10 protein-coding genes are annotated in these 13,145 nt (G+C 65.5%); 2 read left to right on the top strand and 8 right to left on the bottom strand.

Features of this window, described 5'->3' with window-relative positions; all coding sequences use genetic code 11:
- Positions 1-150: 150 nt before the first annotated feature.
- The 5 genes from fdhE to NRG74_RS00315 all read right to left on the bottom strand — a co-directional run bounded on the left by fdhE (position 151) and on the right by NRG74_RS00315 (position 8,156).
- Positions 151-1,068 carry a formate dehydrogenase accessory protein FdhE gene (fdhE, locus tag NRG74_RS00335; RefSeq protein ID WP_257705459.1) on the bottom strand — a complete coding sequence of 306 codons (918 nt, stop codon included), beginning with the start codon at positions 1,066-1,068 and terminating at the stop codon, positions 151-153.
- A 188-nt stretch (positions 1,069-1,256) separates the two neighbouring features.
- On the bottom strand, positions 1,257-1,880 hold the full coding sequence (locus tag NRG74_RS00330; RefSeq protein ID WP_059315878.1) for a formate dehydrogenase subunit gamma: 624 nt from the start codon (positions 1,878-1,880) through the stop codon (positions 1,257-1,259).
- Between the two features lie 45 nt (positions 1,881-1,925).
- Complete coding sequence (gene fdxH, locus NRG74_RS00325) at positions 1,926-2,885, bottom strand: formate dehydrogenase subunit beta (RefSeq protein ID WP_160923247.1); 960 nt, start codon at positions 2,883-2,885, stop codon at positions 1,926-1,928.
- The gene (gene fdnG, locus NRG74_RS00320) at positions 2,885-5,965 is read right to left on the bottom strand and encodes a formate dehydrogenase-N subunit alpha (protein ID WP_257705458.1); all 3,081 of its coding nucleotides are present in this window, start codon (positions 5,963-5,965) and stop codon (positions 2,885-2,887) included. The genes fdxH and fdnG overlap by 1 nt, the downstream gene beginning before the upstream one ends.
- A gap of 127 nt (positions 5,966-6,092) precedes the next feature.
- Entirely contained in the window at positions 6,093-8,156 is a 2,064-nt protein-coding gene (locus NRG74_RS00315; RefSeq protein ID WP_257705457.1) for an acyltransferase family protein, read from the bottom strand.
- A 425-nt stretch (positions 8,157-8,581) separates the two neighbouring features.
- Between NRG74_RS00315 and NRG74_RS00310 the strand changes: the two genes are divergently transcribed.
- Positions 8,582-10,042, top strand: a complete 1,461-nt coding sequence (locus NRG74_RS00310) for a SulP family inorganic anion transporter (RefSeq protein WP_257705456.1) — start codon at positions 8,582-8,584, stop codon at positions 10,040-10,042.
- A gap of 60 nt (positions 10,043-10,102) precedes the next feature.
- The gene (locus NRG74_RS00305) at positions 10,103-10,948 is read left to right on the top strand and encodes a universal stress protein (RefSeq protein WP_257705455.1); all 846 of its coding nucleotides are present in this window, start codon (positions 10,103-10,105) and stop codon (positions 10,946-10,948) included.
- A gap of 17 nt (positions 10,949-10,965) precedes the next feature.
- Here the strand turns inward: NRG74_RS00305 and arfB are convergent, their stop codons facing one another.
- From arfB to trhO, 3 genes are read right to left on the bottom strand one after another with little or no spacing between them, the layout of a single operon-like run.
- Positions 10,966-11,376: an alternative ribosome rescue aminoacyl-tRNA hydrolase ArfB gene (arfB, locus tag NRG74_RS00300; RefSeq protein ID WP_257706543.1), complete on the bottom strand. Its 411-nt coding sequence runs from the start codon at positions 11,374-11,376 to the stop codon at positions 10,966-10,968.
- Between the two features lie 2 nt (positions 11,377-11,378).
- Entirely contained in the window at positions 11,379-12,014 is a 636-nt protein-coding gene (locus NRG74_RS00295; RefSeq protein WP_160923243.1) for a DsbA family protein, read from the bottom strand.
- Position 12,015: 1 nt separating this feature from the next.
- The gene (trhO, locus tag NRG74_RS00290) at positions 12,016-12,969 is read right to left on the bottom strand and encodes an oxygen-dependent tRNA uridine(34) hydroxylase TrhO (RefSeq protein ID WP_257705454.1); all 954 of its coding nucleotides are present in this window, start codon (positions 12,967-12,969) and stop codon (positions 12,016-12,018) included.
- Positions 12,970-13,145 lie beyond the last annotated feature (176 nt).

The raw sequence follows: 13,145 nt of genomic DNA, 5'->3' as shown, positions 1-13,145 counted from the left end.
TTGGCGACCGCTTCGCCGAGGTTCGCGCGGCTTGGCTTCAGAAAGTGAAATCGAAGGCGCGTTTGGGCACTGGCCAGGCGAGGCAGCCCGCCATATGCGGAAACAGAAGGAACGGCGACCACCCTGCCCCGGGCGGTCGCCCAGCCCGGTCTAGCCCGGGGCGAACAGCAGGTTGGGCGCGTGACGCTCGTAGCCCTCTTCCGCCAGGCGCACGTCCAGCGCCAGGCTGGCGAGATCGGCGGACAGGGGTTCGCTGCGGGTGTCGTGGTCGCGATAGAGGTGCTTGAGGTAGGTCTTGCAGTGGGCGCAGGTCTCGGCGCGTAGCGGTGCTTTCTGGGCGTTGGCGTCGTCGGTGCTCAGGGAGTAGTAGCCCAGGCCCTTGCCGGTCTCGCAGTGGCTGCACTTGACCCGCACGAAGTGCCACTCGCAGGCGCACAGCGAGCAGGTGAGATACCTCAGGCCATTGGCCTTACCCAGGTGATGGATGATGCCGGCCATGGGCGGCGCGCCGCAGCACGGGCAGAGGGTCTGGCTGCCCTGTTCGCGCAGGGCGCTGAAGTCACTGCGCTGCAGCCAGTGGGTCCAGGCTACCTGCAGGGCGGCGCCCAAAAAGGGCACCACGCCGGCGGGCACCAGCTCATAGCTGCCGGCCAGCAGGGCGATGGCCCAGGCCTTGCGCTGGCCGGCATCGGCCTGGCGCAGTTCCTCCAGGGCGGCCTGCACTGGCGCCTGCGCAAGCTTGAGGGTCTCCAGCAGTGCATCCAGCGCGGGCAACCAGTCGCCTTCGCGGACCAGGGTGTCGTAGCCCAGCGGCGGTAGGCCGTGCTGCAGACTCTGGGCGCTGCGGGCCTCGTCCAGTGGCAGGGGCGCGAGCTGGTCGAAGACCCCTTGCTGGGCTTCGCACAGGTCGGCCATCAGCACCAGGTAGTCACTCAGCGCATTGTCGGTGGCCAGCAGCCGCAGGCGGTCGGCGCGATAGCCGAACAGCTCGCCACCAGGCAGCAGGATGAAATCGGGATTGACGGCCGCGGCTTCGATTTCGCCGGGCTCGAGGATCTGGCCTGCCATGGCAGGGCTCCTTAGGAAAACGGTGGAAGATGGAGGATTCAGGATAGCGGGCGGGTTTGGATGTCGGACTCCGCTGCCCTCACCCCAACCCTCTCCCGGAGGGAGAGGGAGTCAGATCGGTGCGCAGGAGAAATCCCGCGCACCCGATCCGTAGGTTGGGTTGAGCGCAGCGAAGCCCAACAACAGCCTTACTTCTTCTCGCGGGTGACCTTCTCGTACCACAGCGAATGGTGCTTCTTGGCCCAGGCGCGACTGACCCAACCGGTCATCATCGCGGTCACCGAGCCCTTGATCCAGATCCCCGCATAGATGTGCACGATGATCGACAGCACCAGCACGAAGGCAGCGACGGCATGGGCCAGGGCGCCCAAGCGGATCACCGGGATGGGGAACAGGTGGGCGAAGTACTGCCGCCAGATGACCACGCCGCTGACCAGCAGGATCAGCATGCAGGCCAGCAGCACCCAGAACAGGATCTTCTGCCCGGGGTTGTACTTGTCGATCGGCGGCAGCTTCTCCTCGCGGTTGTTCAGTACGTCGTTGATCTGCTTGAGCCACTGGGCGTCTTCGCGGCCGATCTTGTTGTGCCGCCAGAAGCGGATCACCAGGAAGGCGAAGAACAGGAACATCGCCACACCCATGAAGGGATGCAGGATGCGCGTCCAGGTGCCGCCGCCGAACAGGCTCGACAACGGAAACAGCGCGGGGTGGAACAGCGCCAGTCCCGACAGCCCGGCCATGAAGAACAGGATCGCCACGATCCAGTGGTTGGTTCGCTCGTTGGCGTTGTAACGCTGGATTTCAGGTTTCATCTCGATCTCCCAGGACGCCCCCGGCTAACCGGGGGCGTACCCCTGCTAGGGCTGCTTGTCGTGCGGATCGAAGATCTGCACGGACGGACTCAGCTGCTTGACCTCGCCCTTGGGCGCATCGCCCTCGTGACGGGGCGGCGCCTCGACCACTTCGTCGTCGTCATCGGTCCGGTTGGGACCGACGCGCACGTAGTGGAAGAAACCGGCCAGCACCGCCGCGCCCATGGCGAACAGCGCCAGGGGTTTGGTGAAGCCCTTCCACAGCCCCACGGTGGGGCTGATGGTCGGATCCTTGGGCAGGTGGTTGTACAGCTGCGGCTGGTCGGCATGGTGCAGCACGTACATGACGTGGGTGCCCCCTACCCCCACCGGGTCGTACAGACCGGCGTTCTCGTAGCCGCGGCTCTTGAGATCGACGATGCGCTCGGCGGCGTGCTCCTTCATCTCGTCCTTGGTGCCGAACACGATGGCGCCGGTCGGGCAGGTCTTGACGCAGGCGGGCTCCAGGCCGACCCCGACCCGGTCCGAACACAGCGAGCACTTGTAGGCCTTGTTGTCCTTCTTCGAGATCCTCGGGATGTCGAAGGGGCAACCGGCGATGCAGTAGCCGCACCCGATGCAGTGGTCCTGGTTGAAGTCGACGATGCCGTTGGCGTACTTGACGATGGCCCCCGGACTCGGACAGGCCTTCAGGCAGCCCGGCTCGGCGCAGTGCATGCAGCCGTCCTTGCGGATCAGCCACTCCAGCTTGCCGGCCTCGTCCTCGTGCTCGGTGAAACGCATCAGCGTCCAGGAGTCCGCGGTGAGATCCGCCGGGTTGTCGTAGGTGCCGTGGGTATGGCCCACCTCGTCGCGCAGCTCGTTCCATTCCGAGCAGGCGACCTGGCAGGCCTTACAGCCGATGCACTTGGACACATCGATCAGCTTGGCCACTTCCGCCTGATTGCGCACGGACGGATAAGCCGTAGTCGTCGCGGAGCGGGCGTAGATATCTTGGCTTGCCATCACGCTTTCTCCACGTTGACCAGGAACGACTTGAACTCGGGCGTCTGGGTGTTCCCGTCACCCACGAAGGGAGTCAGGGTATTGGCCAGGTAACCCATCCGCGCCACGCCGGAGAAGCCCCAGTGGATGGGGATGCCGACATGGTGCACCGTTTCGCCATTGACCTGCAGCGGACGGATCCGCTTGGTCACCACCGCCTTGCAGACGATGTGGCCGCGCTTGGAGCTGACGCGTACGAGATCACCCGCGGCGATGCCCTTCTGCTTGGCCAGCACCTCGCCGATCTCGACGAACTGCTCGGGCTGGATGATGGCGTTGAGGCGGCAGTGCTTGCTCCAGTAGTGGAAGTGCTCGGTCAGGCGGTAGGTGGTGGCCGCATAGGGGAAGTCCTTGCGATCGCCGAAGTCCGCCCAGTCGTCCTTGAGCACCCGCGCCGCCGGGCTGTTCAGCGCCTTGCGGTTGTTGGGGTGCAGCGGGTTGACGCCGATGGGCGTTTCGAACGGCTCGTAGTGCTCCGGGAAGGGTCCCTCGGCCATCTTGTCCAGCGAGAAGAAGCGCGCTACCCCTTCCGGGTTCATGATGAACGGACTCATCCCGTCGCCAGGCTTGCCGTCGATCTTGAAGTCCGGCACGTCGGTACCGCCCCACTTCTGCGCCTTGTCGTTCCACCAGACCAGCTTCTTGCTCGGGTCCCACGGCTTGCCGCTAAGATCCGAGGAGGCACGGTTGTAGAGGATGCGGCGGTTGTTCGGCCACGACCAGGCCCAGCCCAGGGTCTGCCCCATATGGAACGGATCGCTGTTGTCGCGCCGCGCCATCTGGTTGCCCTGCTCGGTCCAGGCGCCGCAATAGATCCAGCAGCCCGAGGCGGTGCTGCCGTCGTCCATCAACTGGCCGAAACCGGCAAGTTGCTGGCCGGCCTTGGCCGAAACGGCGCCCTTGGCATCGAGCACGTCGGTCACAGCGTAGCCGTTGAACTCCTTGGCCAACTCCTCCGCCGAAGGCTCTCCTGGTTTGGCATAGGGCCAGGAAAGGCCCAGGATCGGATCAGGAAAGGCACCGCCGTCCTGGCGATAGGCCTCGCGCAACCTGAGGAACAGTTCGGACATGATGACGATGTCGCTTCGGCCCTCGGCAGGCGCTTCGGCACCCTTGAAGTGCCACTGCAGCCAGCGACTGGAGTTCACCAGGGAGCCGTCTTCCTCGGCGAAGCAGGTGGTGGGCAGGCGGAACACCTCGGTCTGGATTTCCGCGGTATTCACATCATTGTGATCGCCGTGGTTGCGCCAGAACTCGGAGGTCTCGGTAGCCAGCGGATCCATGATCACCAGCCACTTGAGCTTGGACAGCCCGCGCATCACCTTGGCCTTGTTGGGGAAGGCGGCGATGGGGTTGAAACCCTGGCAGAAATAGCCGTTGACCTGACCCTTGTCCATCATGTCGAAGTAGCGCAGCACATCGTAGCCAGCACCCGTGACATCGACCTTGGGCAACCAGTGGTAGCACCAGTCGTTATCCTTGGTGGCATTGTCGCCGTACCAGGCCTTCATCAGGCTGACGTGAAACTTGCCGTAGTTCTGCCAGTAGCTCATCTGTCCCGGGCGCAGCGGCTTGCTGGCGCGTCGGTCGATGAAGGCGTGGTAGTCCTGCTCGCCGTCGGCGCCGATGGTCAGGTAGCCCGGCAGCTGGATCGACAGGAGACCCAGGTCGGTAAGGCCTTGGATGTTGGAGTGACCGCGCAGGGCGTTCATCCCGCCACCGGGCATACCGATGTTGCCAAGCAGCAGCTGCACCATGGCGCCGGCACGAATGATCTGGGCGCCAATGGAGTGCTGAGTCCAACCTAGGGCATAGAGGATGGTCATCGTGCGACCGGGCGCCGACGTCTCGGCAATCTCGGCCCAGACCTTCTGGATCGCCTCAACGGGCGTACCACATACCTGACTGGCCACTTCCAGGGTGTAGCGGCTGTAGTGCTGCTTCATCAACTGGAAGACGCAACGCGGGTGCTCTAGCGTTGCATCGATCTTGACGAAGCCGTCGTCGCCGATCTCGTAGCCCCATTGAGTCTTGTCGGTATAGGTACGTTTTTCAGCGTCGTACCCGGTATACAGGCCGTCTTCGAAGGAGAAGCCTTCCTTCACGATAAAGCCTACGTCGGTGTAGTTACGGACGTATTCGTGCTGGATCTTGTCGTGGGTGATCAGGTAATTGATCAACCCGCCCAGGAAGGCAATGTCACTGCCGGTCCGGATGGGGGCGTAGTAGTCCGCAACCGAGGCAGAACGGGTATAGCGCGGATCGACCACGATCAGCCGGGCGTTGTTGTGCGCCTTGGCCTCGGTGACCCACTTGAAACCACACGGGTGCGCTTCAGCGGCATTGCCGCCCATGATCAAGACGAGGTTAGCGTTCTTGATGTCGCTCCAGTGATTTGTCATGGCGCCACGGCCAAACGTCGGGGCAAGACCTGCCACCGTCGGGCCGTGTCAGACGCGCGCTTGGTTATCGAAGGCCAACAGGCCCAGATTCCGCGCGATCTTGTGCGTCAAATAACCGGTTTCATTGGAGGACGCCGAGGCGGCCAGGAAGCCCGTGGTCAGCCAGCGATTGACCGTCTGGCCCTTGTCGTTGGTGGCGATGAAGTTGGCATCGCGGTCTTCCTTCATCAGGGTGGCGATGCGGTCAAGCGCCTCGTCCCAGCTGATGCGGGTCCACTCGTTGCTGCCAGGCTTGCGCAGCTCGGGATACTTGAGGCGATTGGGGCTGTGGATGAAATCCAGCAGCCCGGCGCCTTTGGGGCAGAGGGTGCCACGGTTGACCGGATGGTCGGCGTCGCCCTCGATGTGAATGATGTTCTGGGCCACGTTCTTGGCCCGGTCACCCATACTGTACATGATCAGGCCGCAGCCGACCGAGCAGTAGGGACAGGTGTTGCGGGTTTCCACGGTGTGCGCCAATTTGAAATGGCGCACCTGGTCGGCAAAGGCGGCTGTGGGAGCCATGCCTAACGCCGCCAGGCTGGATCCCGCAAGGCCGACTCCAGCGACCTTGAAGAATTGCCGACGGTTCATATCCACGTTTTCTTGTCCTCGTTCAGGCTGGGCCTGGTGCATAGCCAGGCCCTGAGGCAAGAGTAACCCAATCGTTTGGCTTATCGAGCGCTTCGCCCTTGTCGCCGATCAATGGAAGTCGGCCTTCCCTCCTCTAGTCCGATGCGACCTGACGAATGGCCTGAGCATCCAGCTCGGTCGTCGCCCCTTCCACCTGCAGCGGATTGTCGCCCCGCGCCACCAGTCGTTCGCCGATCAGCCGTGAACCCCTGACGTTTAGGTGGTTGCCATCCTGGTACAGCGGCGTGCCGTCGAGTGCCGAATGGCAGCGCTGGGCATCGCAGGTGACGGCCTTGGGATCCAGGGTCAGCAGCTGCGGGTAGCGCTGCTTGAGGTCGTCGAGGATCAGGGTGAAGGGTTCCTGGCGCCGCGCCACGTCGCCCAATTCGACGGAACAGTCGTTGGCGGTGTGGAACAGCCGGTTCTTGACCTGACAGGTGTCGCGCCCGGCACCGATCTCGGGGATGCCGGCCAGGATCACCGGGGTGGCGCCGCTCTGGACGATGATGCGCAGGGCGTTGTCCAGGCCCTCCCGCAACAGCTCGGCGGGCGTCGCGCCGCCCCCCGGGCGCTGCAGCACGTTGTAGGCCGAAAGGCCCGCTTCGCTCATGCCTTCCAGGTACATCGGCCAGCGTCCGCCCAGCACCACATAGCGATAGCCGCCGGTACGGATGGCCTGGGTCACCACCGGTGCGGTGAGCTGGATCGACGGATCCAGGCGATTGCCCGGGCGGGTGATGTGGACGTCGTCGAGACCGGGCAGGTAGAGGGTGCCACTGCGGGTCATGTCATAGCCGCGCAGGCCGGCGTCCTTGAGCAGGACATCGAGCATGCCGGTGCTGGCGGCGGCGTGGCTATCGCCCACCAGCAGCACCTCCGCCCGTGGCCGGTCGACGGCGCCCAGGCGGCAGCGGTCCGGCGACCACTGGGTCGCCATGGTGCCGAACTCCTCGATGAAGCAGCTGCCCCGTGCCTTGGCGAAGGTGCTGTCCAGCGCCTCGACCATGGCGGCGGTGTTGGCGTCGTAACGCTGCGGAAAACCCTGGAACTTGAGCGTCAGCCCGACCGCCAGCGCACCCACCAGCAGCGGCGCGGCATAGAGGCCAGCGAAGATCAGTCGTGGCAAATGGCGCGGCCGACCGCGGAAGGGTTGCTCGACGAAGCGCCACGACAGTGCGCCCAGCACCACCGAGGCCGCCACCAGGGCCAGTTGCAGCCCCAGCTCCTTGGGCACTTCTATGTAGTTCGTGAAGGCCATCAGCGGCCAGTGCCAGAGATACAGCGAATAGGAGATCAGGCCAATGAACACCAGGGGCCGTTGGGCCAGCAGCCAGCGCGCCGGGCCCCGACCGTTTTCTCCGGTCCAGATCAGCAGAGCAGCGCCCAGGCAGGGCCAGAGGGCATTCACCCCTGGGAAGCGACTGTGATGATCGAGGGTGAAGGCCGGTACCAGGATCAGCGCCAAGGCCACCAGCCCAAGCACCCTGGCCTGCCCGGCGCTGGCGCGCGGCAGGCGCTCCCAGTACAGCGCCAGCAGGCTGCCCACCAGCAGTTCGAAGGCGCGGGCATGCAGCAGATAGTAGGCGGCATTGGGTTGCGCCCGTGCGGCCCACTCCGACAGCGCCAGGCCCGCGAGCGCCAGCAACACCGCGACCTGGCCGCAACGGCGAACGCCCAGCAGGCGATAGCCCAGCAGGAGCAGCACCGGCCAGAACAGGTAGTACTGCTCCTCTACTGCCAGCGACCAGGTATGCAGCAGCGGCAGCTCATCCGCCGTGGGCGAGAAATAGCCATTGCTGGCGCGCCAGAAGAAGACGTTGGCGATGGACAGCAGCGCGGCCATCAGGCTCTTGCTGTAGCTGGCGAGATCCCGCGGCAGCAGGATGCAGGCAGCCGCCACGCTGGTGACCACGGCCATGGCCACGAAGGCCGGTAGCAGCCGCCGCACGCGGCGCAGATAGAAGTCGGCGAAGCTGAAGCGCCCCTGCGCGAGGTCCGGTGCGGTCTTGCGGGTGATCAGATAGCCGGAGATGACAAAGAAGACATCGACGCCGATATAGCCGCCACCAAAGGCGCTGAAGCCGACGTGATTGAGAACGACCAGCAACACGGCGATGGCGCGCAGGCCATCGATGTCCCGACGATAGTTAAGCTCCATGGTACAGACTCCTGCTAGGCCTCGACGATCCAGCGAGGGCCTCTGCCAGGAATCATGCCGACCCCGGAGACGCCATCGCTGCAAGGACGCTGCGCATCCCTTTGCGCAACCCGCCTGCGACCGGTGGTCGCTCCAGAGGTTCAGCACTAGGCGCAACCGAAACACCCAAACGAGAAGTAGATCACTCTAGCGCGGGCATCTGCCACCGATCCCGGCGATTCGGCAGCATCGGAAAGTCATGCTAAGCTCGCTAACTTTCCTCGCGATGCCTTCGGACCCTTCCACCATGTCCAAGCACCTGCCGACGCCGCCATAGCACCACCCCTCCTCCGGTAACCGCCCCTGCGGCGTGTGCCCGCATCGTCCTGCCCCGTCGTCTATCCGCGATCGTGCCCCGCCGTACCATCGCCCGTTCTGGATACGCCATGAAAAGTGTCTCTTCCCGTGCCGACATCCTGGCCGGTCTCACCACGTCCTTCGCCCTGGTGCCCGAGTGCATCGCCTTTGCCCTGGTCGCCCATCTCAATCCGCTGATGGGACTCTATGGCGCCTTTTTCATCTGTACCCTCACCGCCCTCTTCGGCGGCCGGCCCGGCATGATCTCCGGCGCGGCCGGCTCCATGGCGGTGGTGATCGTCGCCTTGGTAGTGCAGCACGGCGTGCAGTACCTGCTGGCCACGGTGGTGCTGGGCGGCCTGCTGATGATCGCCTTCGGCCTCCTGCGCCTGGGCAAGCTGATCCGCATGGTGCCGCACCCGGTCATGCTGGGCTTCGTCAACGGCCTGGCCATCGTCATCGCCCTGGCCCAGCTGGAACACTTCAAGCAGGGCGACACCTGGCTCAGCGGCGCCCCGCTGTATCTGATGATCGGCTTGACCCTGGCGACCATGGCCATCATCTGGCTCCTGCCCCGCCTGACCCGTGCCGTGCCGCCGGCCCTGGCCGCCATCCTCGGCGTGGGGCTGGCGGTGCATTTCCTCGACCTGCCCACCCGTACCCTGGGTGACATGGCCCATATCGCCGGCGGCCTGCCGCGCCTGGCGCTGCCCGACATCCCCTGGAGCCTGGAAACGCTGCAGATCATCCTGCCCTATGCGGTGCTGATGGCCCTGGTCGGCCTGCTGGAGACCCTGCTGACGCTGAATCTCACCGACGAGATCACCGAGAGCCGCGGCCTGCCCAATCGCGAGTGCGTGGCCCTGGGCGCGGCCAACATGGCTTCGGGGCTGTTCGGCGGCATGGGCGGTTGCGCCATGATCGGCCAGACCATGATCAACCTGAGCTCGGGCGGCCGCGGCCGCCTGTCGGGGGTGGTCGCCGGCGTGCTGATGCTGCTGTTCGTGCTGTTTCTCTCGCCGCTGATCGAACGCATTCCGCTGGCGGCACTGGTGGGCACCATGTTCGTGGTCGCCCAGCAGACCTTCGCCTGGGCCTCGCTGCGGGTACTGCACCGGGTACCGCGCAGCGACATGCTGATGATCATTGCCGTCACCGTGATCACCGTCTTCGCCGACCTCGCCACCGCGGTGCTCTGCGGCATCGTCCTGGCCGCGCTCAACTTCGCCTGGCAGCACGCCCGACGCCTCTATGCCGACAGCCACCTGGAAGCCGACGGCAGCAAGAGATACCAGGTGCATGGCACCCTGTTCTTCGCCTCCACCGCCACCTTTTTGAACCAGTTCGATCCGGCCGGTGATCCGCCGAAGGTGGTGGTGGACTGCCGCCACCTGAGTTTCGTCGACTACTCCGCCGTGGCGGCACTGCGCACCCTGCACGAGCGCTATGCCAAGGCCGGCAAGCGGGTGCGGGTGCTGCACCTGTCCGCCCGCTGCAAGCAGCTGCTGCGGCGTGGCGGCGTGACGGACGACCTCGCCCTCGGCGATTGAACCCGAAACGGCGCCGCCGGGTCTCTCCCAGCAATATCCTGTTCCCGGAGACCCGCGGCCATGTCCAAGATCCTCGCCTGCCTCGACGGCTCGGCCGTGAGCGCCGCCGTCTGTGACTTCGCCGCCTGGGCCGGCACCGCCCTGGATGCCCCGCTCACCCTGCTGCATGTGCTGGATCACCGACGCTTCCCCCGACCAGGCCAGGCCACCTCGCCGCTGCTGGTCAATCGGGAACAGCTGCTCACCGAGCTGGCCGCCCTGGATGCCCAGCGCGGCACGCTCGCCGAAGACCAGGGCCGGCTACTGCTTGATGCGGCCCAGCTACGGGTGGAAGAGCAGCAGGCGCGCTGCGCCGGCGCCGTGCTGCAACACGGCGATCTGATGACCTCGCTGGAGAGCCTGCAGGAGGATTTCGACCTCATCGTGCTGGGGCGCCAGGGTGAGGACAGCCCGCCCAAGCGGCTGATCGGTCGCCACCTGGAAAGCGCCATCCGCCTCCTGCACCGCCCGCTGCTGGTGGCCGGCCACCTGTTCGTCAAACCCAGCGGCGTGCTGCTGGCCTATGACGACAGCAGTAGCGCGCGCAAGGCGGTGACCTGGGTGGCCAACTGCCGGCTGTTCGACGGCCTCGCCTGCCACCTGGTGACCGTCGGCCGCGACCGCGAAGAACGCCGCGCCGCCCTCACCCGCGCCGCCACCGAACTCAGGGCGCAGGGCCGCACGGTCACCACCGCCATCACCGACGGCGACGTGGAACTGGGCCTGGAGCGCTATCGCAAGCAACACGGCCTGGAGCTGGTGGTCATGGGCGCCTTCGGCCACTCCCGCCTGCGCCACTTCTTCATGGGCAGCAACACCCGCAATATGCTGGAAACGGCCGGCAGTGCGCTGATCGTGGTGCGCTAGAGGGGCCTCTGCTCAGCCTAGAAATCCACCCGCCCGCGACTGGCCTTGAGGCCGCTGCGGCGCGACTTGCCTTCCAGGCGGCGCTGCTTGGAACCGTAGGTGGGCTTGGTCGGGCGCCGCGGCTTTTCCTGGACGTTGGCCGCCGCGATCAGCGCGGCCAGGCGTTCCAGGGCGTCGGCGCGATTCTGTTCCTGGGTGCGGTATTGCTGGGCCTTGATCACCACCACGCCGTCGCGGCTGATGCGCCCGTCGCGCAGCGCCAGCAGCCGCTCCTTGAGCGCTTCCGGCAGCGACGAGGCCTGGATGTCGAATCTCAGGTGGACGGCGCTGGAAACCTTGTTGACGTTCTGCCCACCCGCACCCTGGGCGCGAACCGCGGTGAGCTGGACTTCCTGCTCGGGCAGCGTCAGACGCTCGTCGATGACCAGACTCACGCCAGGTGCGCGCCGCGGCTGAGCCAGGCGTCCAGCAGCGGTTCCAGTTCCTCCAGCGGCTGGTAGCCGTTGGTGACCAGCGCCAGCTGACCATCACGCTCGGCCAACAGCGTGGGGAAACCGGCGATGCCCAGATTCAGCGCCCAGTCGAAGTCGGCCTGGGTGGCCTGGTGCGCCGGCTCGCCATCGAACAGCGGGGCGAATTCGATACGCGGCAGGCCACAGGCTTCGGCCAGTTCCACCAGCAGCGCCGGCTGAGTGACGTCGCGGGCTTCGACATAGAAGGCCCGCTGGATACGCTTGGCCAGTGGCCAGACGGCCTCTTCATCGAGCTGACGCGCGGCGACCAGGGCGCGGCAGGCCGGCTCGGTGTCGTACACCAGGCCTTCCGGCGGGCCCTGGTCCAGGGCGAAGGGCTGGCCGGTGGTCTCCTGCACCGCCTGCCAGTAGGCCAGGGTGCGTACTCGGCTGGCGGTGTCCTGGGCCACCCGCTCGCGACGCAGGCCGCCCACCACCAGGCGCAGCGGAATGCCCTGGGCGGCCGCCCGCTCGGCCAGGCGCTCGACCACCGGCGCGAAGCCCCAGCACCAGGAGCACATGGGGTCCATCACATAGAGCAGGCGACCGGGCATCCTAGACCTCCTCGGGGTTGGGCATGGCGTTCAGCCGCGGATCGCGGCCGATGGGATGGGGTTCGTTGCGCAGGCGCGCCAGTTCGATCTGCTTCTGCCGCTCGCGGGCGCCGGCGCGGGTCTTTTCCGACAGCGAATCCCAGCAGTGCGGGCAGCTGATGCCGGGGCTGTAATGCGCTGACTGCATGTCTTCCGGCGAGACCGGCGTGCGGCAGGCATGGCACTGGTCGTAGACCCCTTCGGCGAGATCATGGGTCACGGTCACGCGGTTGTCGAAGACGAAGCACTCGCCTTCCCAGCGCGACTCGGCCGCGGGCACCTCTTCGAGGTACTTGAGGATGCCGCCCTTGAGGTGGAAGACCTCGGGAAAGCCTTCCTGCAGCATGAAGCTCGACGCCTTCTCGCAGCGGATGCCGCCGGTGCAGAACATGGCGACCTTCTTGTGCTGTTGGGGATCGAAGTGCTCGCGGATATAGGCCGGGAAATCGCGAAAGCTCTTGGTCTGGGGATCGATGGCACCCTTGAAGCTGCCGATGCCCACCTCGTAGTCGTTGCGGGTGTCGATCACCAGCACCTCGGGATCGTCGACCAGGGCATTCCAGTCCCGGGGTTCGACATAGGTGCCCACGCGGCGGTTGGGATCGACGCCGGGCACGCCCAGGGTGACGATCTCCTTCTTCAGCTTGACCTTGGTGCGATAGAAGGGCTGCTCGGCGCAGTAGGATTCCTTGTGGTCGATGTCGACCAGGCGCGGATCGGCGCGCAGCCAGGCCAGTACCGCATTGATGCCTTCGCGGCTGCCGGAAACGGTGCCGTTGATGCCTTCCTCGGCCAGCAGCAGGGTGCCTTTGACGTCATGGGTCAGCAGGCTCTGCAGCAGGGGTTCACGCAATTGGACGTAGTCGTCCAGGGTGACGAACTTGTACAAGGCCGCCACGACAATCTTGTCGGTCATCTTCGGGTTCCCAGGGGTCGCCCTCGCAAAGGGCGGACCGGTTAGAACCTGTTCATGACCTGCTGCGCGTCGGCCAAACTGCGTTGAAAAGGTCTTCGGAATGCTCATTTACCACTCGTAAACTCCGCTTCCTCAGCCCTTTTCGCCTCGTTTGTCTCTAGCTCGCTAGGTCGTGA

This window comes from Pseudomonas oryzihabitans (genome assembly GCF_024652905.1).
GTDB classification, from domain to species: Bacteria; Pseudomonadota; Gammaproteobacteria; order Pseudomonadales; family Pseudomonadaceae; genus Chryseomonas; species Chryseomonas benzopyrenica.
This window is presented reverse-complemented; position numbering and strand designations above follow the sequence as displayed.

Coding starts and splice junctions, on each gene's coding strand:
- trhO (WP_257705454.1), bottom strand. CDS start 12,969: ATGACCGACAAGATTGTCGTGGCGGCCTTGTACAAGTTCGTCACCCTG.
- NRG74_RS00330 (WP_059315878.1), bottom strand. CDS start 1,880: ATGAAACCTGAAATCCAGCGTTACAACGCCAACGAGCGAACCAACCAC.
- NRG74_RS00305 (WP_257705455.1), top strand. CDS start 10,103: ATGTCCAAGATCCTCGCCTGCCTCGACGGCTCGGCCGTGAGCGCCGCC.
- NRG74_RS00315 (WP_257705457.1), bottom strand. CDS start 8,156: ATGGAGCTTAACTATCGTCGGGACATCGATGGCCTGCGCGCCATCGCC.
- NRG74_RS00295 (WP_160923243.1), bottom strand. CDS start 12,014: ATGCCCGGTCGCCTGCTCTATGTGATGGACCCCATGTGCTCCTGGTGC.
- fdhE (WP_257705459.1), bottom strand. CDS start 1,068: ATGGCAGGCCAGATCCTCGAGCCCGGCGAAATCGAAGCCGCGGCCGTC.
- NRG74_RS00310 (WP_257705456.1), top strand. CDS start 8,582: ATGAAAAGTGTCTCTTCCCGTGCCGACATCCTGGCCGGTCTCACCACG.
- fdxH (WP_160923247.1), bottom strand. CDS start 2,885: ATGGCAAGCCAAGATATCTACGCCCGCTCCGCGACGACTACGGCTTAT.